We start from the raw sequence: 26,091 nt of genomic DNA, 5'->3' as shown, positions 1-26,091 counted from the left end.
ATGCATTCCCGTCATGTCACACCCTAACGAAACATCCGGCCTTTCCTATCGCGACGCTGGCGTCGACATCGAAGCGGGCGACGCATTGGTCGAAGCGATCAAGCCGTTTGCCAAAAAAACCCTGCGCGACGGCGTGCTGGGCGGCATTGGCGGCTTCGGCGCGCTGTTTGAAGTACCCAAGCGCTACAAGGAGCCGGTGCTTGTTTCGGGGACCGACGGCGTGGGCACCAAGCTCAAGCTGGCCTTCACGCTGAACAAGCACGACACGGTCGGCCAGGATCTGGTCGCCATGAGCGTGAACGACATCCTGGTGCAGGGTGCCGAGCCGCTGTTCTTCCTTGACTACTTTGCCTGCGGCAAGCTCGACGTGGCCACCGCGGCCACCGTCGTCAAGGGCATCGCCCAGGGGTGTGAGCTGGCGGGCTGTGCCCTGATCGGTGGCGAGACGGCCGAAATGCCGAGCATGTACCCGGACGGCGAGTACGATCTGGCGGGTTTTGCGGTCGGTGCGGTCGAGAAGAGCAAGATCATCGACGGCACGACCATCGTGCCGGGCGACGTGGTGCTGGGTCTGGCCTCGTCGGGTGCGCATTCGAACGGTTATTCGCTCGTTCGCAAGATCATCGACGTTGCCAAGCCAGATCTGGACGCCGATTTCCACGGCCAACCGCTGCGCGACGTGCTGATGGCGCCGACGCGCATCTACGTCAAGTCGCTGCTGGCGCTGATGCAGTCGCTGCCGGTCAAGGGCATGGCCCACATCACGGGGGGCGGCATCGTCGAGAACATTCCGCGTGTGCTGCAAGACCACTTGACGGCCGACATCAAGCAAGACGCCTGGACGCTGCCTCCGTTGTTCCAGTGGCTGCAGGCGCACGGCAAGGTGGCCGACGCCGAAATGCACCGCGTGTTCAACTGCGGTATCGGCATGGCGGTGATCGTCGCGGCGGCTGACGCCGACGCGGCCGTCAAGCACCTGGAAGCGTCGGGCGAGACGGTCTACCGTCTGGGCACGATCCGCGAGCGCAAGGAAGGTGAAGCGCAGACGATCGTGTCGTAAGCCCCGGGAGGGCGATGCCCTCCGGATATGCGCAATGCACTGAGAGCCCGCCGGCGATCGCTTCGGCGGGCTTTTTTATGGCAGCGCGAGGTCAACGTGCGGCGGCGTCGGCCAAGGGCTCACGCAGATCGGCCGCGTCAGCGCTTCATCCGCGCCTCCACGGCTCGTATGACATCCTCCAGCGTGGTCTCCATCACGCGCACGAGATCGTCGAGTTGCGCGCTGGGGGCCGCGGCGCGAGGCGTGATACGCAGCGTATGAAATGGCATCGACGGCTCGAAACGTCGCAGCACGAGATCGGAGTCGAGGAAGTCGTACGCCGACACCGGGTGCAGCAACCCGATGCCGACGTTCTCTTTCACCATCGTGCCGATGTTGACCGAGTAGCGGGCCGTGGCAACAACCTGCTGATGCAGATTGCCCTCGGCAAAGAGTTGATCCATGCCCCAGCGCACCATGTCGGTCGGCTCGTAAGACAGGATCGGCTGCCCCTTCAGATCGGCCAGACGGATCACCTTCTTGCGCGCGAGGACGTGCCCCGCGGGTAGGGCGCAGATCGCGTCGAGGTTGGCGAACGAGACGGCATCGGTCGCGGCCACGTCGATCGTGTTGGTCACGAGGCCGAGCGCGAGCTGATGCGTGACGACCTGGTCGCGAATCAGATCGGAGGCCCCCGTGGTCAGCGCGAGCTGCACGCTCGGATGCAACGCCCGGTAGCCGGCCATCACGCGTGCAAAGAAGCCCAGGCCGAACGACACGACCGACCCCACGCGAATGACGGCCGTGTCGGGGTTACGCAGATTCAGCGCGAATTCGCGGATGTTGTCGAGGCCGGCATAGCGGCGCTCGACTTCCTCGAAGAGCGCGAACGCCTCGGCCGTCGGTTCGAGCCGTCCGCGCGCGCGATCGAACAGCGTGAGACGCGTCGAGCGTTCGAGATCGGCCACGAGACGGCTGACCGCGGACTGCGACGTGCCGAGCACCTGGGCCGCTTTGGTGGTCGTGCGCGTGAGCATCAGCGCCCGAAAGGCGTCGATGTGCCGGAAATCCATCGATTCTCCACGGAAGGGTTAGCTGTCGGGGCCCCTGCGCATGGGGCCTACAGCGCGAAAGCGTGGATTCTACCGCCCTTCATCACCATCGGAATCCGCTCCCCCTGGCCGAGCAGACAATCGATCGACGCCAGCGGATTGCCGTCGACGATCAGCACGTCGGCATGCGCGCCGGGCACGATCTCACCCAACTGGCCCGACTGGCCGAGCACCTCGGCGCCGATGACCGTCGCGCTGCGCAGAATCTCCGCCGGCGAGAGCACTTCGGCGCGTAGACGGAATTCGTCGCTTTGCAGGCGCTGCGACTCACCCAATAAATCCGAGCCGTACCCCATCTTTACACCGGCCTCGCGGAAGATCTCCAGCGAACGCAGGCCCGCCGCATGAACGTTGGCGATCTTCGCGACACTATCGTCAGGCAGCCCGAGCGACTTGCCTTCGTTCGCGAGGGCGTCGTACGTCACCAACGTGGGTACGACGTAAGCGCCTTGCTCGGCCATGTAGCGGGCCGTGGGGGCGTCGACGAGGTTGCCGTGTTCGATGGTGCGCACGCCGCAGCGCACGGCGCGTTCGATGGCCGATGCCGTGTAGGCGTGGGCGAGCACATAGGTGCCGCGCCCGCGGGCCTCCGCGACGATGGCGCGGATTTCGTCTTCGGCGTAACCCCAGGCCCCAACGGGATCGGTGGGCGAGGCCACGCCGCCCGAGGCCATGATCTTGATCTGGTCGGCGCCCATTTGCAGCTCTTCGCGCACCGCACGTCGAACCTCGTCGACGCCATCGGCCACGCGCGACAGGGCGCCGACGCGCACGCAGCACGGGCAGGGCCCGTCGGTGCCGAGGTAATCAGTGCGCGCGCGACCGTCGCCGTGTCCGCCGGTCTGGCTGATCGCGCGGCCCGACACGAACAGGCGCGGCCCTTCGGCCAGTCCGCTTTCGACTGCTTGCTTGATGGCGTGTCCCGCACCACCCGCGTCCCGCACGGTGGTGAAGCCGCGCCGCAGCATGCCCTGCAGAATCGGCACCGACCGGAGCGTGACGAGCACGTTCGGCAGATGGGCTTGCGAGGCCAGGTTGAGCTGCGTGGCATGCACGTGCACATGCAGATCGATCAGTCCCGGCATCACGGTGCGCCCGTGGGCATCGATCTCGCGCGCCGACGCCGCCCGAATCGGCTTGTCCGACACTTCCTTGATGCGTCCGCCTTCGATCAGTACGGCGTGGTCTTCGCGCAGCTCGCCCTTGACCGGGTCGAGCAGCGCACAATTCGACAACAGAATCGACTCCATGACCTCTCCTCCAGGATGGTGTGTCTGGGGTTGCCCGAGTCAGCGGGCAACCGTGACTCGCGGGCCTGCAATCTTCAATCGATCGTGGCGTGTGCGAGCGTGCGGGGCGTGCGCGTGAGCATCACGGGGGTGTCGCCGGTGACGACCGAGTCGTCCAGACGGAAGCCCCCCAGGCCGTAGACATAGATGCCGGGCTCGGCCGAATACACCTCGTTCGCGAGCAGCGGACGATGGTTGAACGCCATGTCGTCCGGGTACTCGTGGCCGATGATGCCCATGCCGTGGCCCGTGCGATGTCGGATGAACTCACCGCACCCCGCTTTCTCGATGACGGCCTGCGCCGCGGCGTCGATCCCCGAGACGGGCTTGCCGGTCACGGCCGCGTTCACTGCGGCTTCATTGGCGGCGCGCGCGACCTCGTAGTAGCGCGCCTGCTCGCTCGACGGCTTGCCGCAGAACCACGTGCGTTCGTTTTCGATCACGAGACCGTTCAGGCGCGGGATCACGATGTTGACCATGCCGTCGCCCGCATTGATGCGCGCTCCGCACGATGCCCCATCGCCATGCGGCGAGGCCGAGGCGGGGCCGGACAGTGTCCAGCAGCGCATCACTTCGAGGTTCTCGCCGGGGAAGCGCTTGGCCCCTTCCGTGACCATCAGCGCGGCCATCGCGTAGTCGAGTTCCTGCACTAGACGGCCGGGACGAATGTTCTCGCGATACCGGTCCTGCACCCAGTCGGCCAACTCGGCGGCGGCGCGCATGATGGCGATTTCCTCGTCGTGCTTGACCCAGCGCAGGGCGCGCATCTCGGCAAGCATGGGCACGAGCTTCGCATCGGGCAGCAGGCCACCGGCGCGCGCGAGCGGGCCACCGGCCGCATCGACGCCAATGCGCGAGCCTGCCAGACCGGCGGCGCGCAGCGTGTCGGCGATCAGCATGGGCACATCGGCGAGCAGCGGCTGGCGCTGGGTCACGCGCGGATGCTCGGCGTAAAGCGTGACGCGATCGAGATCGAGCCACAGATGGCCCCGCTCGCGAGCCATCATCAGGTGATGCGTCGACAGCTCGTTCATCACCGCGAACGGCTCGCCGTTGCGCGGCACGCACACGGCGATGGGGCGCTCCCACGTCTGCACATCGACGTGGAAGTTCGTGGCCCACTGAAAGAAATCGGCGGCGGTGAACACGAGCGCGTCGACGCGCGCGCGGTCCATCAGGTCTTGCATCAGACGATGGCGGTACTGACGTGTCGCATCGGAGAGAGTCGGCATCACGAAGTCCTTATCGGCAAATTGGGGCAAATGTCAGGGGCAGACGGCGTTGGGCATGACCGACGGATGGGGCCGGTCGGCACGCAAGGTCGCGCGGATCAGGGCGGGCAGATCGGTCAGGTCATCATCGTCTTCGCATAGCGCCGATGGATGATCCAGTGCGACGCAATGGCGAGCACGAACGTCACCACCATCGAGACGATGGACAGCACCGCGCCGAACGGCCAGTTGTTCGCTTTCGCGATCTGGTCGTAGATCGTGGGCGTCATCATGGTGATGCCGGTGCCGCCGAGCAGTACGGGGGTGGCATAGGCGTTCATGCAGAGAATGAACACGAGCATGGTGCCGGCGGCGATGCCCGGTGCGGCCATCGGCAGTATCACGCGCGTGAGTGTTTGCCAGAAGGTGGCGCCCAGATTGCGCGCGGCTTCCTCGACGGAGAAGTCCATGCCTTCGAGCACGCTTTGCAATGTGAGGATCATGTAAGGCAGCACCACGGCGGTGGTGCCCACCACGACCGCGAACGGCGTGTACAGCAAGCGAATCGGCTGCGGCACGATGCCCAGCGACACGAGCATGGCGTTGACGAAGCCGGCCGTGCCGAGCATGACCATCCAGCCGGCCGCGCGCACGACGTTGCCCACCAGCAGCGGGAAGACCAGCAGCATCACCAGCAGGCTCTTGAAGCGGGTTTGTGTGCGCGCGAGCACGTAGGCGACCGGGAAGCCAAACACGAGCGCGAGCGCCGTGCACAGCGAGGCAACCTTGATCGTCGTCCAGAGCACCGAGAGGTAGTACGGATCGGTGAAGAACTTGACGTAGTTCGTGCCGGTCAGTGCCGCCTGCATCATGTCGACCGGATCGAACCGGTTGAAGCTGTAGCGCACCAGTTGCAACCCGGGCAGCACGATGACGAGCAACACCACGAGCGTGGCGGGCGTGGCAAGCGAGCCGCCCGTGAGCGCGCCGCGCACCGCGCGCGCGGTGGCGGCCCGGGCGGCTCGGGCGGCATCGGCAGCCGGTGGGGACGGCGTCATCGCAGGCTCCGGGGTGTCGGCGACGCTCACAGACCCACCTTGAATTCCTTGTTCCAGAAGTCGAGCAGCGCGGGCTTGTCGGCGGTGAAGCGGGCGTAATCGAGCTTGACCATGCGATCGAGTTCGGCGCGGGTGAAGCCCACGCTTTCCTGCAGCGACGGCGGCAGATTCGCGTTCGTCACAGTCGGCGCATAGCCCATCGTCTCCGCAAAGCCGATCTGGGCGCGCGGATCGAGCATCGCGTTCAGGTAGTTGAAGCCGCACAGCTTGGACTGCGAATTCTTCGGCACGGCGGCTTCGAACGTTACCGGCACGGCACCTTCCTTGGGCACCACGTAATCGATCGGCACGCCCGCCTTCTTCCATTGCAGCGCGCGCGCTTTCCACATACAGGTGAACCAGATGTCGCCGCTCTTGAGCGCCGACGCCACGGCTTCGTTCGACGGATAGACCTTGGGCTGCTGCGACTTGCGCAATTCGCGCAGGAATTGCACACCACCGGCCATATCGCCGTCTTTATGGCCGGCCGCGAGCGAGCTGCTCACCACGTTGAAGTTGTAGAGGATGTCCGAGAAACCCACACGGCCCTTGAGCTTGGGATCGAGTGCGGCGGTGAATGAGTCGGGCTTCGTGCCGAGCTTCTCCGGGTTGTAGACGATCACCATCGCGCTGAAGATGTGCGGGATCGAGTACGGACGGCGCAGCGCCTCCAGCGCATTCGCCAGATTCGGGACGAGCTTGGCGTCGACCGCTTCGAGAATGCCCGAGCGGTTGATGTCATACATATCGAGATCGGCCAGGCATGCAACGTCGAGCGAGCCGCGTCGCGACGCCTTCTCGGCGCGCAGCTTCGTCATGCGCTCGACCTGACCGGCCGAGTCGTACGTGACCTTGCCGCCGGCGGCTTCGATGATCGGCTTGCCGATGTTCTGTTCGAGAAGATTCAGATAGTCGCCGCCCCAGGTGCCGACGACCACGTTCGGGCAGGCGGCGGCAGCGTGTGCCGAGAGGGCATCGAGGCCGAGCGCGGGGGCGATCACCAGACCGGAGGCGGTCTTCAGAAACGAGCGGCGGTTCAGGGCGTGCGTCATGTCGTCATCCTTCAAAACGTTGGCCACGAGGTTGGCCAATACATGGGCCGAAGCGGGTGGAAGTGAGGCAGTGTCGTCAGGCGTTGAAAAACAGGCAATCGGTGCTCGCGAAGCACGCGTTGAGGGCGCGGCCCGGGGCATAGCGGCCGACGTCGTCGCGTGCGGTGTTCTGCACGTGCGCGACGAGCATCTCGCCCTGCGGACTCTTCAGACGGAGTTCGAGCGTGGAACCGAGATAGATCGTCTGGTCGACCGTGACCGGCATGGCCGTTTCGTTGTGCACAGGCGTGTCGCTCAGGCGCAGGCGCTCGGGGCGAATGCCGAGCGTCGTGGCGTCGGGGGCAGCGCTCGGCAACGCCAGGCGCTCGCCTTTGGCCGTCACGAAATGGCCGTCGGTCATCCGCCCGGCGAGGAAATTCATCTTGCCGAGGAAGTTCGCGACAAATGGATTGGCCGGGCGTTCGTAAAGCGCATCGGCGGTGCCGATCTGCTGCACGCAGCCGTCGTGCATCACGGCCAGGCGGTCGGCAATCGCCAGCGCCTCTTCCTGATCGTGGGTGACGAAGATCGTCGTCAGGCCGAGCCGTCGCTGCAGGGCGCGGATCTCTTCGCGCACTTCGGTGCGCAGCTTGGCGTCGAGGTTGGACAGCGGCTCGTCGAGCAGAAACACGTCGGGACGAATCGCCAGTGCGCGGGCAATCGCCACACGCTGCTGCTGACCGCCGGAGAGCTGGCGCGGATAGCGATCCGCCAGCGACGTGAGACGCACCATATCGAGCGCTTCGCGAATCCGCGTAACGCGCTCGGCACTCGACACGTGCCGCATCTCGAGGCCGAACGCTACGTTCTCTGCCACGGTCATGTGCGGGAAGAGCGCGTAACGCTGGAACACCATGCCGGTGTTGCGGCGATGCGCGGGCAGGCGCGAGACCTCCTTGCCGCCGATCCAGATTTCGCCGGCCGTCGGCTCGACGAAGCCCGCGACCATGCGCAGCGTCGTGGTCTTGCCGCAACCGCTCGGGCCAAGGAAGGCGACGAGTTCGCCGTCGGCAATCTCCAGCGAGAAGTCCGCCACGGCGGCGGCGTTGCCGTATTGCTTGCGCAGACCGCGCAATGAAACGTTGGCCATGTCAGATCACCTGGCTGAGTTTGACGAAGCGATCGGTGATCAGCATGACGATGCCGAGCAGGACGATCTGCGCCGCGGAGACGGCGGCAATCGTCGGATCGAGGTTGAATTCGAGGTACTGCATGATCGCGATGGGCAGGGTGGTTTTGCCCGGTCCGACCAGCGGCAACGTGAGTTCGAGGTTCTCGAACGACACGATGAAGCTGAACAGTCCGGCCGCCACGACGGCGGGGCGCAACATCGGCAATGTGACGCGCCACAGTGTGCGCCACGGGCCCGCGCCGAGATTTCGGGCGGCTTCCTCGATGGTGCCGTCGATCTGTGCAAGGCTTGCGCCCACGAGACGCATCGTCCACGGAATGGTCAGGCAGACGTGCGCGATCACGAGACCGCCGAAGGTGCCGACGATGTCCATATCGAGCGCGTTTTCGGCGCGCAGATAGAAAAGGTAAGTCGCGATGCCCGCGACGATGCCCGGGACCACGAGCGGCAACAGCAACACATTGCCGAGCGTGCGGCGGCCGGGAAAACGATAGCGCGCGAGGGCGAGAGAGGCGGCGACACCGAGGATTACGCCGCCGATGGCCGCGCAGGCGGCGAGCTGGAGCGAGAGCAGGAAGCCGTCGGCGAACGCGGCATTGCGCCAGGCGTTCAAATACCATGAGAGCGTGTAGCCGCTCGGCGGGAACGTGATGATCGCGTCTTTGAAGAAGCTCAGCCAGACGACGAAGATCAGCGGGCTGAGCATGAACAGATAGATCAGCGTGACCCCGGCGCGCACCGCCCATTTAGCGACGGGCACGCGTCGCGCGCCGCCGGTCGGCCGCCGCAGCCCGTCACCCGCCACCCCACTTGGCTCCATCGAAGTCTGCGTCATTGGCGTCCTTCCCGGTATCGTGGATTCGATGCAAATTTGCATTAAACGAAACGTTGATATGCAAATTAGCATATCAAAATCGTCGTGCAAACCGGAAAGCTGTCAGGGTTTCAACGGAGACGGGAGACGGCTGGGGCGATAAGGCGATGCGGGTTTCGCAGCGTGCGACGCACGTGGGCACAGAACGCTTCGCCGGACGATCAGCGAGGCGTTCCGCAGGGATGGCGATGCGCTCAGACTTGCCAGAGCGCGCGTACGGCGTCGATGGCGTGTTGCAATGCGTGGGCGGCCGTGCAGTCGACGATGTGGCGCTCGGGCATCGAGCGCAGCCAGGTGAGCTGACGCTTGCACAACTGGCGCGTCGCGAAGATGCCCTTGTCTCGCATCGTGTCGTAATCGATCTCGCCGTCGAGGTATTCCCATACCTGCCGGTAGCCGACACAGCGCATGGACGGCAGGCTCGGGTCGAGATCGCCGCGTGCGCGCAGGTGTTCGACTTCTTCGATGAAGCCGGCCGCGAGCATCAGACGAAACCGTTCGGCAATACGTGCGTGCAGTACCGCGCGGTCGCTCGGCTCCAGCGCCACCGGCACGAACGTATGGGGCGTTGGCGCGGCAGGTGCCCGGGCTTCTTCGGCAAGCCATTGCGACATCGGTTTGCCCGACAGCACGAAGATTTCCAGCGCGCGTTGAATGCGCTGTGCGTCATTCGGCGCGAGGCGGGCGGCCGTCGACGGATCGACGCTCGCCAGCCGTGCATGCATGGCGGGCCAGCCCTCGCGCGCGGCATCATCGTCGAGTTGGGCGCGTACGTCGGCGTTGGCCGACGGCAGCGGTGAGAGGCCTTGCGTGAGCGCCTTGTAGTACAGCATCGTGCCGCCGACGAGCAGCGGGCGGCGTCCGCGCGCTGCAATCTCATCGACAAGACGCAGCGTGTCTTCCCGGAATTGCGCGGCGGAATAGGCGTCGCGCGGATCGATGATGTCGATCAGGTGATGGGGTACGGCGGCCAGCTCGGCCGCGCTCGGCTTGGCCGTGCCGATGTCCATCTCACGATAGACGAGGGCGGAGTCGACGCTGATGATCTCGAGTGGGGTGTCCTGCGCCAGCGCAAGGGCGGCGGCGGTCTTGCCGGATGCCGTCGGGCCCAGCAGGCAGACGATCGGGGGCGATGACGTCATGAGCGGCTCAACGTCCCCGCATGAACAACTTGTCGAGATCGCCGAGCGTGAGCTGGTACCAGGTGGGACGCCCGTGATTGCACTGATCGGCGCGCTCGGTCGCTTCCATCTGGCGCAGCAGCGCGTTCATCTCTTCATGCGTGAGCCGTCGATTTGCACGTACCGCCGTGTGGCAGGCGAGCGTGCCGAGCAGTTCATGCTGACGTTCCGTGAGCACGCGCGAACCGCCGTACTGACGTAGGTCCGCGAGCACAGCGCGCGCCAGGGCTTGCGCGTCGGCGCCGTCGAGCAGGGCGGGAATGGCGCGCACGGCGAGCGTGGTCGGCGACATCGCCGCGAGGTCGAAGCCCAGTGCGGTGAGCGTTTCCTGATGTTCTTCCGTCGTACCGATTTCCACCGGGTCGGCGAAGAACGTCACAGGAATCAGCAGCGGCTGCACTGGCACGCTGCGTTCCACGAGTGCCTGCTTGAAGCGTTCGTAGAGAATGCGCTCGTGGGCCGCGTGCATGTCGACCAGCACGAGGCCATAGGCGTTCTGCGCGAGGATGTAGATGCCGTGCAATTGGCCGAGGGCGAAGCCGAGCGGTTGTTCCAGCGCCATGGCGTCGGCGTTGCCGCCGGTGCCTGCCGGCAGGGTGTCGCTGCCGGTGAGTGTCGTGTCGCCTTGCGTTGTCCCGGCATGGCCATACGGCGGCGGGGGTGCATCCGTGACGCCTGGCTGACCATACGGGCGCGGGGCGGGGGGCGCGGCGCGTCCGAACAAGTTGTCATAGACGGACAGCGGTTGCGCCATCGGCAGCGTGCCTTGCTGCATGCGGGGATTCCAACTGCTGCCGACGCCGCCGATCCCTCCGGCCGGGCGCGCAGCCATCATGCCGCTGCTGCCGCCGCCCAAAGCGGCACCCGGCCCGGCGGCAAGTCCACCGCCGTCGGTCAGGTGGGCGGCGTGCGTCGCGCCGCCGCTGCCCGCCGCTCGGGCCAGCGCGCGTTGCACGACGTGGAATACGAACTGGTGGACGCTGCGGGCATCGCGAAACCGCACTTCGATCTTCGAGGGGTGGACATTGACGTCGACCCATTGCGGCGGCAGTTCGAAATACAGCACGTAGGCCGGATAGCGGTCGCCGTGGAGCACGTCTTCATAGGCCGCGCGTACCGCGTGGGTGAGCAGCTTGTCGCGCACGAAACGGCCGTTCACGAAGAAATACTGCTGGTCGGCGCGCCCGCGACTGGCGGTCGGCAACCCGACGAAGCCCGACAGGCGCAACTCGGCGGCCCCCTCGTCCAGCGCCAGATGCGCGCCGGCAAAGTCGTTGCCGAGCACGCGCGTGACGCGCGTCGCGGCGTCAGTCGCGTTCCAGTGCTCCACCGCCCGGTTGTTGTGCAGGATCGAGAAGCCGACGTCGGGACGCGCGAGCGCGCTGCGGCGAATAACGTCCATGCAATGACCGAACTCGGTCTGCTCGGTCTTCAGAAATTTGCGCCGCGCGGGGGTGTTGAAGTACAGGTCGCGAACGTCGACCGTCGTGCCCACCGGGCCTGCGGCGGGGGTCAGCGCACCGGTGTTGCCGTCGATGGCGCTCGCGTGCGGCGCATCGGCCTGGCGGCTCGACAGCGTGAGTTGGGCCACCGACGCGATGGAAGCGAGCGCTTCCCCACGGAACCCCAACGTAAGCACCGATTCGAGTTCGTCGAGCGAGCGAATCTTGCTCGTCGCGTGGCGCGTGAGCGCCAGCGGCAATTGTTCGGCGGACATGCCGCCGCCGTCGTCGGTGATGGCGATGCGGCGCACGCCGCCTTCTTCGAGCTTGATCTGGAGTGCGCGGGCGCCGGCATCCAGGGCGTTCTCGAGCAATTCCTTGACGACGGACGCGGGGCGTTCCACCACCTCGCCCGCGGCGATCTGGCTGATCAGCTGGTCGGGGAGGACCTGGATGGCGCGCAACGGCGCGAGGCCCGTCGGCAGGGGGCCGGGGCGGCGCTCAGGGGCCTGGGTGCCGGTCGGGGCGGGCACGCCGGCCGGGTCGTGTGCAGGGGGGGAGGAGGTCGGGGTCGCAGACATGGGAACCATTATAAAGGTTGCCCTCAAAGACATAGGTCGAGCCAGGTTTCAGCGGGCAATACCCGCAACGGCGCCCGTAGCAGCGCAACTCATTCCTGTCATGGGAGGGTTGTAGGCTGGACCATGAATTCGACATACCCGTGACGGTCGGCGCCGACCGTCACGGGCACGACACGACGCCCGACGTTTGCGCTGGTATCATGCGTTCGTCGCGTGCCCGCAGGGACGGGCCGGCGTCCTTTATCTTGAGGAATCGACTTGGATACTTTGGTGCAATTGGTGGAGATGGTGCTCCACATCGATAAACATCTGGGGGTGTTTATCGATCAATACGGAAACTGGGTGTATCTGTTCCTGTTCATGATCGTGTTCGTGGAAACGGGGCTGGTGCTCTTTCCGTTCCTTCCGGGTGATTCCCTGCTGTTCATTGGCGGTGCATTTGCGGCGACCGGTGCGATGGATCCGTGGTTGCTCGGCGTACTGCTCTTCATTGCGGCAGTGACCGGCAACACGCTCAACTTCTGGATCGGATCGAAGATCGGGCCGCGCGTGTACGAGAAGAACTGGCGTTTTCTCGATCGCGACGCCTTGCGCAAGACCCACGACTTCTACGAGCATCACGGCGGCAAGACCATTGTGATTGCGCGTTTCGTGCCGATCGTGCGGACGTTCGCGCCGTTCGTGGCGGGGGTGTCGGCCATGTCGTGGGTGCGCTTCCAGCTCTACAACTTGCTCGGCGCCCTGATCTGGGTGACGCTGCTCGTGGGCGGCGGTTACCTGTTCGGCAACCTGCCGATTGTCAAGCAATACCTGAACGTCATCGTGCTGGTGGGCATTTCGGCAGCGGTGGTGCCGATCGCGCTCGGCGCGCTCTGGAAACTGGTCACGCGCGGTCGTCGCCGTGTGGCGCAGGGCCAGGGCGAGTAAGGTCGACCGTCGGGCAGACAGTGACCTCGCAGGTCCAATAAAAAATGGCGCGTCCGGTTGATGACCGGGCGCGCCATTTTTGTCTTGGCGTTGCGCGAACGTCCGTGGCCGGCCGTCAGGCCGTCCGATTCTTCGCAAGGGGCGGATTCTTGGCGAAGTAGGCCTTGATGCCCTTGAGCAGCGCATCGGCGAGCCGCTCCTGGTAGGCCGGATCGTTCAGCGCCTGCTCTTCCTTGGGGTTGCTGATGAAGGCCGTCTCGACGAGCACCGACGGGATGTCGGGGGCCTTGAGCACCGCGAAGGCCGCCTGTTCGACGTGCTTGCTGTGCAGCCGGTCCGCGACGGTGCCGATCTCGGCGAGCAGCGCCGTGCCGAATACCTTGCTGTCACGGATCTGCGCCGTTGTCGACATATCGAGCAACGCATGCGCTACGGCGCGGTCGTTGGTCTTGATATTGACGCCGCCGATCAGATCGGACGCGTTTTGCGTCTTTTCCAGCAGACGTGCCGTCGCACTCGTGGCGCCACGCTCGGACAGGGCGAATACCGACGCCCCGTTCGCCGACGGCGAGGTGAACGCATCGGCGTGAATCGACATGAACAGGTCGGCGTCCACGCGGCGGGCCTTCTGCACCCGCACGCCGAGCGGCACGAAGAAGTCGGCGTCGCGCGTCATCATCACCCGCATATTGGGTTGCGCATCGATCTTCTCTCGCAGCCGCTTGGCGATCTGCAGCACCACCACTTTCTCGTAGGTGCCGCTGCTACCGATCGCGCCGGGGTCTTCTCCGCCATGGCCGGGGTCGAGGGCGATGGTGAGCAGGCGGGCGGTCTTCGGTCCGCGTGACGGTGGCGTGAGCAGCCCGTCGTCGTTGCGCTGGGCGAGCGACGGCATTCTGTCCGTGGTCGAGGGCGCCGGGGGGCGTGAGACGCGCGGGCCCGGCTCACGTTGCGCGTAACGCTGAAAGAACGCTTCGCTCTCCTCCGTGCTCGGCGTGCCCGTGCCCGACGACGGGTTCGAGGGCTGAGCGGGCGGTGTGTTCTGCGCCAATGCCTCGGCCTTGTGGCTGGACTTGGCGAGCAGTTCCATGAGCGGGTCGGGCTCGACCGCCGGATACAGGTCGAACACGGTGCGGTACTTGTAGCCCGCGACCGGCGGCAACGTGAAGGATTGTGGCTTCACGCCGGCCTTCAGATCGAACACCATGCGCACGACGCCGGGTTTGAACTGCCCCACGCGCACCTGCATGATCTGCGGGTCGTTCGGCTGGATCTTTGACACGAGATCGCGCAGCGCCGGGCTCAGATCCACTTCGTCGAGATCGATGACAAAGCGGTTCGGACTGGCCATAAGTTGCTGCTGGAACTTGACCGGGTTGTCGGTCTCCAGCGTGACGCGTGTGTAGTCCTTGGCCGGCCAGACGCGCACCGCCACGATGGCATTGGCGAAGGCGAGACGCGGGCCGGTGAGGGCGAGGATGAGTGTCGAGGCGCCGGCGCGCAATGCACGGCGGCGGCCGGCATTGGGCGATGAGGCGTCGTCGGTACGAATAAAGCGTTTGATCAGCATGAGTTCAGGCAAGCAAGACCGGCCGGCGTGTAGGCGCTCGTCGTCAGACGGCGGCTGTTGCCTACAGGTTCCAGCCAAAGGCCCAAATCGGGGGTGCCCAGGAGACCTTCGGCTTTCTCCGGCCACTCGACGAGGCACAGGGCGTCGCCTGCAAAGTGCTCCCGAAAGCCCGTGTCGTGCCATTCGGCCGGATCGGCGAAGCGATACAGGTCGAAATGATAGACCGGCAACACGCCTTGTGGTGTGTCGATGTTGTAAGGTTCACACAATGCATACGTGGGACTTTTGACGCGTCCGGTATGGCCCAGCGCGCGCAGCAGGGCACGCACGAGCGTGGTTTTCCCTGCACCGAGGTCGCCCGAGAGCTGCACGTGCAGTCCCGCATGCGCCGGGGCAGTGTGCGCCGCGCGTGCCACGATGGCGCGCGCGAGCGCTGCGGCGAAGGCCTCGGTGGCGGCCTCGTCCGGCAGCGCGAAGATGCGCTCGCCCAGGGGCGTCGGCGTTGATGAATCGGGCATTGCGTAAAATGGAGTCGATGAAAGCTTCCGTGATTTTCCCCGCTACCGCCGCACAAGTCGAGTCGGCGGCACCTCCGAATGCCTCGGAAGTGTCGTCCTCGCGCGACAATGCGACGTCTCCCGCCCTCGATGCCGGGGACTTGGCCGCGCTTGCCGGTCAGATTCGCGCATGGGCGAGCGAACTCGGTTTCGGCCGGGTCGGCATCACGGACATCGATCTCTCGCACGCCGAAGCGGGGCTGCAACAATGGCTCGACGACGGCTGTCATGGCGACATGGACTACATGGCGGCGCACGGCATGAAGCGCGCGCGGCCCGCGGAGCTGGTTCCCGGCACGGTGCGCGTCATCAGCGCACGCATGAACTATCTTCCGAACGACACCGACATGGCGAGCTGGCGCGAGCGGGAAGCCGCGCGCGCGGCGATGCCTGCCGAGGCGGTCGTGTCGATCTATGCGCGCGGACGCGACTATCACAAAGTCATGCGCCATCGGCTGCAACAACTGGCCGATCGCATTACCCAGGCCATCGGCCCGTTCGGCTACCGTGCATTCACCGATTCGGCCCCCGTGCTCGAAGTCGAACTCGCGCAGAAGGCCGGGCTGGGCTGGCGCGGCAAGCACACCCTGCTGCTCTCGCGCGACGCGGGCTCGCTCTTCTTTCTCGGCGAGATCTTTGTCGACGTGCCGCTGCCGGTGGATGCCGATGCGCCAAGCACGCCGAGCGAGGTACCAGGCAAGGCAACGGGGCACCGCCTGCACCCGGGCGAGCACTGCGGGCAATGTCAGCGATGCCGCGACGTTTGTCCGACCGGCGCCATCACCGAAGCGTTTCGCGTCGATGCGCGGTTGTGCGTGTCGTATCTGACGATCGAGCACAAAGGGGCAATTCCCGAGAATTTGCGCGCGAAGATGGGCAATCGCATCTATGGCTGCGACGATTGCCAGCTCTACTGCCCGTGGAACAAGTTTGCGCAGCCTTCGCCGCTCGCCGATTTCGCTCCGCGCAACCGGCTCGATAGCGCCTCGCTCGTCGAACTGTTCGCCTGGAGCGAAACGGAATTCATGGATAAGCTGGCCGGCAGCCCCATTCGTCGTATTGGCCATGAGCGATGGCTGCGCAATCTGGCCGTGGGGCTTGGCAATGCGCTGCGCGACTCGGCAGATGCCGCCGCGCGCGCGCCGCTGCGCGATGCCTTGCTCGCGCGACGCGATCACCCATCGGCGTTGGTGCGCGAGCATGTCGAATGGGCGCTGGCCCAGGAAGGAGCCACCGTTTGACCCCAGGCACCCACCCCGCGAGCGAGAACCTCACCGACGTCGACAATCTCGATGACCCGTCGTCTCCGCTGGCCTTCGACCCCGACGGCGCGACCTATGTGCGCAGTGTCACGCTCATCGACCAGTTCTGCGACACGATCTGGCTCGAAGACGGCCTCTCTCGCAATACGCTCGACGCTTACCGACGGGATTTGCGCCTCTTCGCGCAATGGCTCGCCGCCAAGTGCGAGACTTCGCTCGATGGCGTGGACGAGGCGGCGCTCGCCGCCTATCTGGCGTGGCGCCGCGAGAGTCTGGCGAGCAGCGTCAATCGTCGTCTGTCGGTCTTCAAACGGTTCTATCAATGGGCACTGCGCGACCATGTCGTGCACCAGGACCCGTGTTTGCGCATCGCATCGGCCAAGCGTGCCCAGCGGTTGCCCTCGACATTGTCGGAGGCGCAGGTCGAAGCGTTGCTGGCGGCCCCCGATCTGGCCCAGCCGCTTGGGTTGCGCGATCGCGCGATGCTCGAACTGATGTACGCGAGCGGTCTGCGCGTTTCGGAACTGGTCGCGCTCAAGACGATTGAAGTGGGATTGAACGAGGGTGTGCTGCGCATCTTCGGCAAGGGTGCGAAGGAGCGGCTGGTGCCGTTCGGCGAAGAGGCCAACGCGTGGCTCACGCGATATCTGGCGCAGAGTCGAGGGGGGCTGCTGGCCGGTCGCGCCTGCGACACGCTGTTCGTCACGCAACGCGGCCAGGGGATGACGCGGCAGGCGTTCTGGTATCTGATCAAGCGCTATGCGTTGCAGGCGGACATTCGTGCGCCGCTCTCACCGCATACGCTGCGTCATGCCTTCGCGACGCATCTGATCAATCACGGCGCGGATCTGCGTGTGGTGCAGCTGTTGCTCGGCCACGCCGACATCTCCACCACACAGATCTACACGCACGTCGCGCGCGAACGCCTCAAGTCGCTGCACGCACAGCATCATCCGCGCGGGTGAGCGCCGTGTGTGAAGCGCGTGCTGCGTGGGCCGCGTGTACGGCAAGCAAGGCCGGCGCGGTAGGCGAGCGACGCCGCCGCGCCATCAAACTTCAAAGCAACGCCTTGAGCTTGTGCTTGAGCACCTTGCCCGTCGACGCGGCGGGCAGGGCATCGAGCACCCGAATCTGCGCCGGACGCTTGTACGGTGCGAGCCGCGTCGCCGCCCACGCGGCCAGCGCTGCGACGTCGATCGCATGGCCCGGGCGCGCCTCCACGAACGCGATCACCTGCTCGTTCTCCTCGTCGGGACGTCCGAGGACGGCCGCTTGCAGCACATCCGGATGGCTCGCCAGCGCCTGCTCGACTTCGAGCGGATAAACGTTGAAGCCGGAGTGGATGATGAGTTCCTTGGCGCGTCCCGCGAGGAAGAGCGCGCCGTCGACGGTGCGCCGCGCAAGATCGCCGGTGCGCAGCCAGCCGTCGTCGGTCACGGCTGCCGCCGTCAGCGCTGGGGCACGGTAGTACCCGAGCATCACGTTAGGACCACGCACCCAGAGTTCACCAACGTCGCCATCGGGCAGGTCATGCCCGTCGCGACCCACGATACGTACCGTCACGCCGGGGATCGCCGGTCCCACGGCGCAGTCGTCGCGCGGGGCGTCGAGCAGCGTCTGCGAGACGGTCGGACTACTCTCCGTCAGCCCATACCCGTTGTGAATCGGCAGGCCATAGAACGCTTCGGCACGCGCCTTGAGCGCCGCATCGAGGGGCGAGCCGCCCGAGTAGACGAAGCGCAGCCGCGGTGCGATGAGTGTCCGGTTCTGCGCCGTCACATAGGCCATCAGGCGGGCGTGCATCGCGGGCACCCCTTGCAGGATCGTCAGCCCGTCGTGGGCGAGCGAATCGAGCACGGCTTCGGGAGTAAAGCGCGCGGCCAGCCGTAGCGTGCCGCCAGCGTACAGCGTGCCCAGACACACCGACGTCAGGCCGTAGACATGCGAGATCGGCAGCACGCCGTAGGCAATATCGTCGGCACCGACGCGTCGCAGCGCGCTCGACACCGCAGCGATGAACATCAGGTTGCGATGCGAGAGACGAACGCCCTTGGGCGTGCCGGTCGTGCCGGTGGTGTAGATGAGCGCCGCGCATTGCAACGCCGGATCAGTCTGCACCGGCTCGGCGGCGCTGTCGGGATCGATGTCGGACACCGCGATGGCGCCGAGCGCAAGGTCGGTCCAGGCGACCTTGGCGGCGTCTCCCCGGGCGTGCGCGGCGGCATCGGGCGAGGCATCGACGGTGTAGATCGCGCAGCGCGGTTGCGCATGATCGCGAATGGCGTTCAATTCCGCGGCGCTGACCCGCGCGTTGCACAGCAGCGGCCAAGCGTCGAGGGCTGCCACGGCGAGCAGCAGCACCACATACGCGATGCCGTTCTCACCGACGATCATCACGCGATCGCCGCCCCGCACGCCGTGCGCGCGCAGGCGCTCGGTGCAGGCGCTGACGGTGTTCGCCAGTGCCTCGTAGGTGAGACGGCTGAAGTCGTCGATCAGGGCGATGCGCGTGGGCGCTTGCGCGGCGATCCGCGCGGGCAGCGTGTCGATGCGTGCGGGCAGATTCGCGAGCAAGCTGGAGGCGAAGGTGTCCGGATGAGAGGGGGCGGGAGAGGCTGACATGCCGGCATTGTAATGCGCTCGCCGTCATCGAGCATCGCACACGCCGTCGAGGATGACCGCGGTGCGCGCATTCCGGGACCGCAGTCCTTGGCCGTTTCATTACAATAGGCGCCCATGAGCAAGACCAAACACGTCTCGGAAACGCCGGCCACGCAGTTTCTGAAGCAAAAGAAAGTGGCCTTCACCGAACACGTCTACGAGTACGTCGAACATGGCGGGACCGGCGAGTCGGCACGCCAGTTGGGCGTGCACGAGCATGCGGTCGTCAAGACGCTCGTCATGGAAGACGAGAAGGCCCGGCCGCTGATCGTCCTCATGCACGGCGACCGGACCGTCTCGACCAAGAACCTCGCGCGCCAGATCGGCGCCAAGCGCGTGGAGCCCTGCAAGCCGGAGGTCGCCCAGCGTCATTCGGGTTATCTGGTGGGCGGCACGTCGCCGTTCGGCACGAAGCGCGCGATGACCGTGTATGTGGAGGCGTCGATTCTCGATCTGCCGCGCATATTCATCAACGGCGGGCGACGCGGGTACCTCATTGGCATCGCCCCGCAGGTGCTGCTCAACACATTGGCGGCCAAGCCGGTGTCGTGTGCGCTGAGCGACGAGTAGTCGCCACGGCGCGGCGGCCTGCGTCTGTCCGATCGATCCGGTCGCGGCGCAACCCCGTGGTTGCCAGAATGGAGGGACGGAGCGCGTCAAGTAGAATGGCGGCCATTACACATTCTGCTCACGCTCGAAGTTCATGGCCACACTGGTTTTTATCGTTCTCGCGTACCTGATCGGCTCGTTGCCGTTTGCGGTGATCGTCAGCCGCACGATGGGTCTCGCCGACCCGCGCAGTTATGGCTCGGGCAACCCGGGCGCCACGAACGTGCTGCGCTCAGGCAACAAGAAGGCCGCCGTGCTCACGCTGATCGGCGACGCCCTCAAGGGCTGGCTTGCCGTCTATCTTGCGCAACGCTTCGCCGATACGTGGGGTGTAGGTGACTTCGGTCTGGCGGCCGTGGCCCTTGCGGTATTCATGGGCCATCTGTACCCGGTGTTTCTACGCTTTGCCGGCGGCAAGGGCGTAGCGACGGCGGCCGGCGTCCTGTTCGCCATCCATCCGGTGCTGGGGCTCGCCGTGCTCGCGACGTGGCTCATCATCGCGATCTTCTTCCGCTATTCGTCGCTCGCGGCACTGGTGGCGGCGGTGTTCGCGCCGCTTTACTACGTGTTCATGTCTGGCTTCGGACCGTACGCCCCCGCGGTGATCGTCATGGCGATCTTGCTGGTCTACCGGCACCGCGCCAACATCGGCAAGCTGATGGCGGGCAAGGAAAGCCGCATCGGGCAGAAGAAGGCGAAGTAAGGCCGGCGTTACGTCGGCTCGGCCGAACCCGGCACGGCCTCGACCCATACAAAACCCGCAGCGAGTCTGCGGGTTTTGCTTGTCTGCGGCGCGCGTCTGTCAGTCGCGGAAGTTGTTGAAGTCGAGCGGAGTGTCGGTCACGTCCTTGCGCAGCAGGGCCATGGCACTTTGCAGGTCGTCGCGCTTGGCGCCCGCGATGCGCACGCTGTCGCCCTGGATGCTCGCCTGCACTTTCATCTTGCTGTCCTTGATCACGCGCACGATCTTCTTGGCCAGATCGCCTTCGACGCCTTTCTTCACCTTGACGACCTGCTTGACCTTGTCGCCGCTGATCTTCTCGACCTTGCCGTAGTCGAGGAAGCGCACGTCCACGTTGCGCTTGGCCATCTTGCTGATGAGCACCTGCGTGACTTGCTCGAGCTTGAAGTTGTCGTCGGCGAACAGCGTGAGTTCCTGCTCCTTGTGCTCGATTCGCGAGTCCGATCCCTTGAAGTCGAATCGCGTCGAGATTTCCTTGTTGGCCTGCTCGATGGCGTTCTTGACTTCAATCATGTTGGCTTCGCTAACCACGTCGAACGATGGCATCTGGCTCTCCTGAAAGGTAAAGGGTTCGTGAAATGGCACGCCGGGCATGCCGCACGGGGGATGGTGGCGCCGGCGCACCCGGACGGGACGACCGGGTCATGCGGGCAGCGCGAACCTCGGCCGCGTGGCCGCTATAATGGTGCGCAAAATTCTTTCGCCCGACATTGTAATTCAGCCGTCGCTCCGGTGTCCCTTCCGGGCGCTGTCCGGGACGGCGGCCCCACGGATCACCCACGGATTTCTCCCGACTTCATGCCTCAGTTGCAACGCGACGTCAGCCTGCGCGACTTCAATACCTTCGGCCTGCCCGCCTCCGCCCGCTTTGTCGTGACGATCGACAGCGAAGCGGCGCTTCTCGATGCGCTCGCCATGCCCGAACTCGCAGGCTTGCCGCGTCTCGTGCTCGGCGGCGGCAGCAATGTGGTGCTCACGCGCGACTTCGACGGCGTGGTGTTCCGGATGGCGATTCGCGGCCGTGAGCGGCTCGCCGACGACGCGCACGCGCGCTATGTGCGCGGCGGCGCCGGCGAGGTCTGGCACGACTTCGTCGACTGGACGCTCTCGCAGGATTGTCCTGGCCTGGAAAATCTCGCCCTGATCCCGGGCACCCTCGGGGCTGCCCCGATTCAGAACATCGGCGCCTACGGGCTGGAACTGGCCGAGCGCTTCGCCGAGGTGCGCGCGCTCGATACGGCCACGGGCGCATTCGTCACCCTCACCCGCGAGGCGTGCGCGTTCGGCTATCGCGATTCGCTGTTCAAGCGCGAACCCGGGCGTTACCTCATCGTCTCGGTCACATTGCGGCTGCCACAGCCGTGGCAGCCCGTGACGGGCTACGCGGACGTGTCGCACACGCTCGCCCAGGCGGGCATCGCGCAGCCGAATGCGCGGCAGATCTTCGAGGCCGTGGCGGACATTCGCCGCCGCAAACTGCCCGATCCGGCCGAACTCGGCAACGCCGGGAGCTTCTTCAAGAACCCCGTGGTCGACGCCGCAACGTTTGCCGCACTGCGCGAGCGGTTTCCGGAAGCGGTCGGCTATGCTCAGCCGGACGGCGCCTGGAAAGTCGCCGCGGGCTGGCTGATCGACCAATGCGGCTGGCGCGGCAAGTCGCTCGGCCACGCGGGCGTGCATGAGCGTCAAGCGCTCGTGCTCGTCAATCGAGGCGGCGCCAGCGGCGCGGAGATCGTGGCGCTCGCGCGCGCCATACAGGCCAGCGTGCAGGAGCGCTTCGGTATCGCGCTCGAGCCCGAACCGCTCATGCTTTGATCGACGTGGCGTCGGGCAGGCGCTGCAGGTAATCGCGCCGCAGGTCGACGGTGGAGCGCACGCCGACGTCGTCGAAGTGCGCATCGAGCCAACGGCTCGCCGCCTCGCGGCCACGGTCGCGCAGCGTGGTGAGGAAGTGCCAGTCGGTCACGAATTTCGTCGATGACGACAAGTCGTACAGCGCCTTGTCCGCGCGAATCGAGTGAATCAGCGGGTACTTCAGACGCTTGCGAAACTCAGGCTTGAGCCATCCCTCGTCAAGCAGTTTGTGCACGAAGGAAATGGCACGGAATTCGCGCTGCAGCGACGCATTGAACGTGATCTCATTCACGCGATTCATGATCTGCCCCGGCAGCACGGGTTTCTCTTTGCGCTCGATCGGGTTGATGTGCACGATCAGGATGTCGCTCGTGAGCGTCTCGTAATAAAACGGATAGAGCGGCGGGTTGCCGAGATAGCCGCCATCCCAGTAAAAATCCTCGTCGATTTTCACCGGCTTGAAGAGCCACGGCAGACACGCCGACGCCATCGCGACGTCGAGCGTGATTTCGTGTGTGCGAAAGATGTGGATGTTGCCGGTGCGGACGTTGGTCGCAGACACGAACAGGCGCGTCGCGGTGCTTTCGCGCAACCGTTCGAAATCGACCTGCGCTTCGAGCACGGTGCGCAGCGGGTTGATTTCGGCCGGGGGCTGCGCGAACGGTGTCATCCATTGCTGCATGCTCTGCATCCAGTCGTGCCAGACCGGGTATTCGGTCGGACGGCCGTTGAGCCAACTGAAGACGGTCTGCGCCCAGGCGGTTGCCGAGGAACCTGCCTGCGACACGCCGAGCCAGAAGCTGTGCAGCGCCTCACGCGCCTTCTCGCGCGGGTCGACACCCGGACGATCAAGCAGGCCGTGCGCCAGTACGACGGCGTTCATCGTGCCTGCGGACGCGCCGCTGATGCCTTCGAACTCGAGGCGTCCGTCTTCCAGCAATTTGTCGAGCACGCCCCAGGTGTAGGCCCCATGCGCACCGCCCCCTTGCAGCCCCAGGTCGATGCCTTTTCGCTTCGCGGAGCGGCCGCGTGAGGGTTTCGTGGATTTGGCGGGGGCGCGCGTACGGGGAGCCTCAGGCGTCTGCGCACCGCCCTTGGCCGAGAGGGCGTCGCTCGGCGCATCCGTGGCGGAGGTGCGCTTGCGAGCGCGAGGCGTGGCGGATTTCTGGGGCGCGTTGCCGGTACGTGCCGGCCGGGTGAGGCCATCTGGCGGGAGCAACGGTACGTCGGTCGGCTCGAGATCGGTGCTCGTGCCGTTCACTGATTCGGCAGCGGATTCGGCCGGCACCGAGTGAGAGGACAGCGAGGCGGTCGAAGCCGCGGCCTGCGCATCGGCAGGGGGGGCATCAGCTCGGTCGCCGGAAGCATCGTCGGCGGATTCGGGGGGCAGACGCGACATAGTGAGTAGCGGCGCCGGGCCGCGCTGAACCGGCCGAGAGGGCGACGCCGGGGGAGACCCCCCCGCGCAGTCGCGATACTGGCCGGTCGGTTAGCCGTAATGGCAGACGTAATCGAGCGTCTCCAAGACCTCGATATCGAACTTGCTGTTGCCCGGCACGGAGAACTGCTGACCGGCGGCGTATTCCTGCCACTCGGCCTGACCGGCCAGACGGATGCGGCAGCGGCCGCTCGTGACTTCCATGATTTCGGGCGCATCGGTGCCGAACTGGAGCATAGCCGGGAAAATCACGCCCAGCGTCTTGCGCGTGCCGTCCGGGAGCAGCACGGTGTGCGACACGCACTTGCCGTCGAAATAGGTGTTGGCGCGCTTGATTACGGAAACGTTGTCGAACTGCGTTGCGTTTTGCGTCATGACCGAATGCGGAGTCGAATGCGATGGAAAGTCGCGATGATGGGTCGATAAGCCTGCCCCAACGGGGCAAACGTGAATTCATGCTAGCACGTTTCGAACGTCCACCCGTCTGCATTTTGTGCGATGCACAACGAATTTGCCCCGTTGTGGTGCAAATTGCGAAATGTTCTGACGGAGGGTAACGACTACAACATGCGGTGATGAAGCGCGCGTCAACGAGGGACGCCTGCGCGTGAGCGATGATAGCGGAACGTTGGTCGCGGTGGGGATGCCGGATGTTGGAGCGGGCGGCGAGCGTGACGCGAAGGTGACGCGAGGGAGGTGCGGAGGACGTACGGGGGAGGCGCTGGCGCGGTGGCCAAAGATAACGCGCCCGGACGGCGTTGCGCTGGTCCGGGCGTGGTCTGATCGACGCGTTAGACGCGACCGAGCATCAGGTATTCCATGAGCGCCTTCTGCACGTGCAGACGGTTCTCGGCTTCGTCCCAGACGACGCTTTGGGCGCCGTCGATCACGTCGGCCGACACTTCCTCGCCACGGTGCGCGGGCAGGCAGTGCATGAACAGTGCGTCCGGTTTGGCGCGCTGCATGAGGTCGGCGTTCACGCACCACTGAGCGAAGGCCGCTTTTCGCGCCTCGTTCTCCGCTTCATAGCCCATGCTCGTCCAGACGTCGGTCGATACGAGGTCCGCGCCTTCGCAGGCCTCGCGCGGGTCGTCGAACTCGCGCACGAACGGGCGGCTCGACTCGGCCACCATCGCCTGATCGAGGCGGTAGCCGGGCGGCGTCGAGATGTTGAACTGGAAGCCGAAGATCTCGGCGGCCTGTATCCACGTGTAGGACATGTTGTTCGCGTCACCGATCCAAGTCACGGTCTTGCCCTTGATCGGGCCGCGATGCTCGTAGAACGTAAAGATGTCCGCCATCACCTGACACGGGTGATATTCGTTGGTCAGGCCGTTGATCACCGGTACGCGCGAGTGCTGCGCGAAGCGCTCGATGATCTCCTGACCGAACGTGCGAATCATGATGATGTCGGTCATTCGCGAGATCACCTGGGCCGCGTCTTCGATAGGCTCGCCACGGCCAAGCTGCGTGTCGCGCGTGTTCAGAAACACGGCGTGGCCACCCAACTGGTGAATCCCGGCTTCGAACGAGAGTCGCGTGCGTGTCGAGCTTTTCTCGAAAATCATCGCCAGCGTGCGGTCGTGAAGCGGGTGGTAGGTCTCGTAGTTCTTGAATTTCTTCTTGAGAATGCGGGTGCGCTCAAGCACGTAGTCGTACTCGTCGAGCGTCAAATCCGAAAACTGAAGGTAATGCTTGATGGGTTTGGCGGTGGTCATTTGGATGTTCTGCTGGAGGCCGATAGCGCGGGAATTCAAAGGGAACTCTCTCGCTGGCGGCACGACGAACAAGCCTTGAGGCCTGTCCCCCGGTCAGGCGCGTGAAGGTGTTCTACCGGTTGCTGGCATCAGGGGAACAGCCGCTAGTCTACCAAATCGTTTTGCCGTCACACGAAAAGCGTATGATCGAGCGCGATGCTGCACGGCCAAAAACGGCTGGCAAGACCGAAAAAAACATCGGCAGCGAGGGTGGGGGACAGGTTTGAGTCTTATATAAGATATAATACTGTCTCTGTCAGCGACGCTACCCGCGTATGGCTGGCCAGGTGCTTTTTGAGGTGATTGAGCGATATGACCGACCAGGTTTCCGCGCGCGAGTATTTCATCCAGGGGCTCACCCGGGGTGGCAAGAAGTTCCGTCCGAGTGACTGGGCGGAACGTCTGTGCGGCGCCGTGTCGTTTTGTGGCCGGCGCGATACCGGCCCGAACGCATACATGCAGTACTCCCCCTATGTGCGTCCGATCATGGTGGGCGACGTCAAATGCGTCGTTGTTGACGAGCGGTTGCGCGACATCGAGCCGATGGCTTTCGATTTCGTGATGAATTTTGCGCGTGACAACGACTTGCAACTGACCGAAGCCTGCTTCGTTCCCGACGTCAAGTAATCCCCCGTGGCCGTTTTGCGGCCAGACGTGAGTGTCGG

The 26,091-nt window shown here is 65.2% G+C and carries 24 protein-coding genes; 8 read left to right on the top strand and 16 right to left on the bottom strand.

What is annotated here, in order from left to right; genetic code table 11:
- The first annotated feature begins 13 nt into the window (after positions 1-13).
- Positions 14-1,060 carry a phosphoribosylformylglycinamidine cyclo-ligase gene (gene purM, locus OYT13_RS19690; protein WP_017232037.1) on the top strand — a complete coding sequence of 349 codons (1,047 nt, stop codon included), beginning with the start codon at positions 14-16 and terminating at the stop codon, positions 1,058-1,060.
- A 137-nt stretch (positions 1,061-1,197) separates the two neighbouring features.
- Here the strand turns inward: purM and OYT13_RS19685 are convergent, their stop codons facing one another.
- The 9 genes from OYT13_RS19685 to mutL all read right to left on the bottom strand — a co-directional run bounded on the left by OYT13_RS19685 (position 1,198) and on the right by mutL (position 12,049).
- Positions 1,198-2,112 carry a LysR substrate-binding domain-containing protein gene (locus tag OYT13_RS19685; RefSeq protein WP_017232719.1) on the bottom strand — a complete coding sequence of 305 codons (915 nt, stop codon included), beginning with the start codon at positions 2,110-2,112 and terminating at the stop codon, positions 1,198-1,200.
- 47 nt (positions 2,113-2,159) lie between these two features.
- Entirely contained in the window at positions 2,160-3,401 is a 1,242-nt protein-coding gene (locus tag OYT13_RS19680; protein WP_017232720.1) for a metal-dependent hydrolase family protein, read from the bottom strand.
- 74 nt (positions 3,402-3,475) lie between these two features.
- The gene (locus OYT13_RS19675) at positions 3,476-4,672 is read right to left on the bottom strand and encodes a M24 family metallopeptidase (RefSeq protein ID WP_261938040.1); all 1,197 of its coding nucleotides are present in this window, start codon (positions 4,670-4,672) and stop codon (positions 3,476-3,478) included.
- Positions 4,673-4,788: 116 nt separating this feature from the next.
- The gene (locus OYT13_RS19670; RefSeq protein ID WP_017232722.1) at positions 4,789-5,709 is read right to left on the bottom strand and encodes an ABC transporter permease; all 921 of its coding nucleotides are present in this window, start codon (positions 5,707-5,709) and stop codon (positions 4,789-4,791) included.
- A 26-nt stretch (positions 5,710-5,735) separates the two neighbouring features.
- The gene (locus OYT13_RS19665) at positions 5,736-6,800 is read right to left on the bottom strand and encodes an extracellular solute-binding protein (protein WP_026131728.1); all 1,065 of its coding nucleotides are present in this window, start codon (positions 6,798-6,800) and stop codon (positions 5,736-5,738) included.
- A gap of 76 nt (positions 6,801-6,876) precedes the next feature.
- Complete coding sequence (locus tag OYT13_RS19660) at positions 6,877-7,929, bottom strand: ABC transporter ATP-binding protein (RefSeq protein ID WP_017232724.1); 1,053 nt, start codon at positions 7,927-7,929, stop codon at positions 6,877-6,879.
- A 1-nt stretch (position 7,930) separates the two neighbouring features.
- Positions 7,931-8,806: an ABC transporter permease gene (locus OYT13_RS19655; protein WP_026131729.1), complete on the bottom strand. Its 876-nt coding sequence runs from the start codon at positions 8,804-8,806 to the stop codon at positions 7,931-7,933.
- 233 nt (positions 8,807-9,039) lie between these two features.
- The gene (gene miaA / locus OYT13_RS19650; RefSeq protein WP_017232726.1) at positions 9,040-9,987 is read right to left on the bottom strand and encodes a tRNA (adenosine(37)-N6)-dimethylallyltransferase MiaA; all 948 of its coding nucleotides are present in this window, start codon (positions 9,985-9,987) and stop codon (positions 9,040-9,042) included.
- A gap of 7 nt (positions 9,988-9,994) precedes the next feature.
- The gene (gene mutL / locus OYT13_RS19645) at positions 9,995-12,049 is read right to left on the bottom strand and encodes a DNA mismatch repair endonuclease MutL (protein ID WP_442796424.1); all 2,055 of its coding nucleotides are present in this window, start codon (positions 12,047-12,049) and stop codon (positions 9,995-9,997) included.
- Positions 12,050-12,307: 258 nt separating this feature from the next.
- Between mutL and OYT13_RS19640 the strand changes: the two genes are divergently transcribed.
- Positions 12,308-12,976, top strand: coding sequence for a VTT domain-containing protein (locus OYT13_RS19640; protein ID WP_017232728.1), 669 nt, complete (start codon positions 12,308-12,310; stop codon positions 12,974-12,976).
- Positions 12,977-13,091: 115 nt separating this feature from the next.
- On the opposite strand, the gene OYT13_RS19635 is transcribed toward OYT13_RS19640, so the two are convergent.
- Both OYT13_RS19635 and tsaE read right to left on the bottom strand, forming a co-directional pair.
- The gene (locus OYT13_RS19635; protein WP_254440920.1) at positions 13,092-14,546 is read right to left on the bottom strand and encodes an N-acetylmuramoyl-L-alanine amidase; all 1,455 of its coding nucleotides are present in this window, start codon (positions 14,544-14,546) and stop codon (positions 13,092-13,094) included.
- Positions 14,540-15,064, bottom strand: a complete 525-nt coding sequence (tsaE, locus tag OYT13_RS19630; protein WP_268566847.1) for a tRNA (adenosine(37)-N6)-threonylcarbamoyltransferase complex ATPase subunit type 1 TsaE — start codon at positions 15,062-15,064, stop codon at positions 14,540-14,542. The genes OYT13_RS19635 and tsaE overlap by 7 nt, the downstream gene beginning before the upstream one ends.
- 17 nt (positions 15,065-15,081) lie before the next feature.
- Between tsaE and queG the strand changes: the two genes are divergently transcribed.
- Entirely contained in the window at positions 15,082-16,344 is a 1,263-nt protein-coding gene (gene queG, locus OYT13_RS19625; RefSeq protein ID WP_157211384.1) for a tRNA epoxyqueuosine(34) reductase QueG, read from the top strand.
- Between the two features lie 68 nt (positions 16,345-16,412).
- Positions 16,413-17,330 carry a site-specific tyrosine recombinase XerD gene (xerD, locus tag OYT13_RS19620; RefSeq protein WP_268567905.1) on the top strand — a complete coding sequence of 306 codons (918 nt, stop codon included), beginning with the start codon at positions 16,413-16,415 and terminating at the stop codon, positions 17,328-17,330.
- A gap of 91 nt (positions 17,331-17,421) precedes the next feature.
- On the opposite strand, the gene OYT13_RS19615 is transcribed toward xerD, so the two are convergent.
- Positions 17,422-18,987: a class I adenylate-forming enzyme family protein gene (locus OYT13_RS19615; protein ID WP_026131732.1), complete on the bottom strand. Its 1,566-nt coding sequence runs from the start codon at positions 18,985-18,987 to the stop codon at positions 17,422-17,424.
- A 114-nt stretch (positions 18,988-19,101) separates the two neighbouring features.
- On the opposite strand from OYT13_RS19615, the gene ybaK reads away from it, so the two are divergent.
- On the top strand, positions 19,102-19,596 hold the full coding sequence (gene ybaK, locus OYT13_RS19610) for a Cys-tRNA(Pro) deacylase (RefSeq protein ID WP_017232734.1): 495 nt from the start codon (positions 19,102-19,104) through the stop codon (positions 19,594-19,596).
- A 133-nt stretch (positions 19,597-19,729) separates the two neighbouring features.
- Positions 19,730-20,338, top strand: coding sequence for a glycerol-3-phosphate 1-O-acyltransferase PlsY (gene plsY / locus OYT13_RS19605; protein ID WP_017232735.1), 609 nt, complete (start codon positions 19,730-19,732; stop codon positions 20,336-20,338).
- A gap of 99 nt (positions 20,339-20,437) precedes the next feature.
- Here plsY and OYT13_RS19600 read toward each other — a convergent pair whose 3' ends face one another.
- Positions 20,438-20,923 (bottom strand): YajQ family cyclic di-GMP-binding protein, encoded by a 486-nt coding sequence (locus OYT13_RS19600; RefSeq protein WP_017232736.1) that lies wholly within the window; start codon positions 20,921-20,923, stop codon positions 20,438-20,440.
- Positions 20,924-21,175: 252 nt separating this feature from the next.
- Here OYT13_RS19600 and murB point away from each other — a divergent pair, with 252 nt between their 5' ends.
- Positions 21,176-22,192 carry a UDP-N-acetylmuramate dehydrogenase gene (gene murB, locus OYT13_RS19595; protein WP_017232737.1) on the top strand — a complete coding sequence of 339 codons (1,017 nt, stop codon included), beginning with the start codon at positions 21,176-21,178 and terminating at the stop codon, positions 22,190-22,192.
- On the opposite strand, the gene OYT13_RS19590 is transcribed toward murB, so the two are convergent.
- From OYT13_RS19590 to argF, 3 genes are all read right to left on the bottom strand, one after another.
- Positions 22,182-23,630 (bottom strand): patatin-like phospholipase family protein, encoded by a 1,449-nt coding sequence (locus OYT13_RS19590; protein ID WP_017232738.1) that lies wholly within the window; start codon positions 23,628-23,630, stop codon positions 22,182-22,184. The two genes, murB and OYT13_RS19590, sit on opposite strands and share 11 nt — an antisense overlap.
- Positions 23,631-23,720: 90 nt before the next feature.
- Positions 23,721-24,044 carry a pyrimidine/purine nucleoside phosphorylase gene (gene ppnP, locus OYT13_RS19585; RefSeq protein ID WP_268566846.1) on the bottom strand — a complete coding sequence of 108 codons (324 nt, stop codon included), beginning with the start codon at positions 24,042-24,044 and terminating at the stop codon, positions 23,721-23,723.
- Positions 24,045-24,460: 416 nt separating this feature from the next.
- The gene (argF, locus tag OYT13_RS19580; protein WP_017232740.1) at positions 24,461-25,387 is read right to left on the bottom strand and encodes an ornithine carbamoyltransferase; all 927 of its coding nucleotides are present in this window, start codon (positions 25,385-25,387) and stop codon (positions 24,461-24,463) included.
- Positions 25,388-25,738: 351 nt separating this feature from the next.
- Between argF and OYT13_RS19575 the strand changes: the two genes are divergently transcribed.
- Positions 25,739-26,053: a DUF3579 domain-containing protein gene (locus tag OYT13_RS19575; protein ID WP_017232741.1), complete on the top strand. Its 315-nt coding sequence runs from the start codon at positions 25,739-25,741 to the stop codon at positions 26,051-26,053.
- Positions 26,054-26,091 lie beyond the last annotated feature (38 nt).

This window comes from Pandoraea sp. XJJ-1 (genome assembly GCF_026802345.1).
Classification (GTDB): Bacteria; Pseudomonadota; Gammaproteobacteria; order Burkholderiales; family Burkholderiaceae; genus Pandoraea; species Pandoraea cepalis.
Note: the sequence above shows the minus strand (reverse complement) of the source record. Positions and strands in the feature narration are given on the sequence as shown.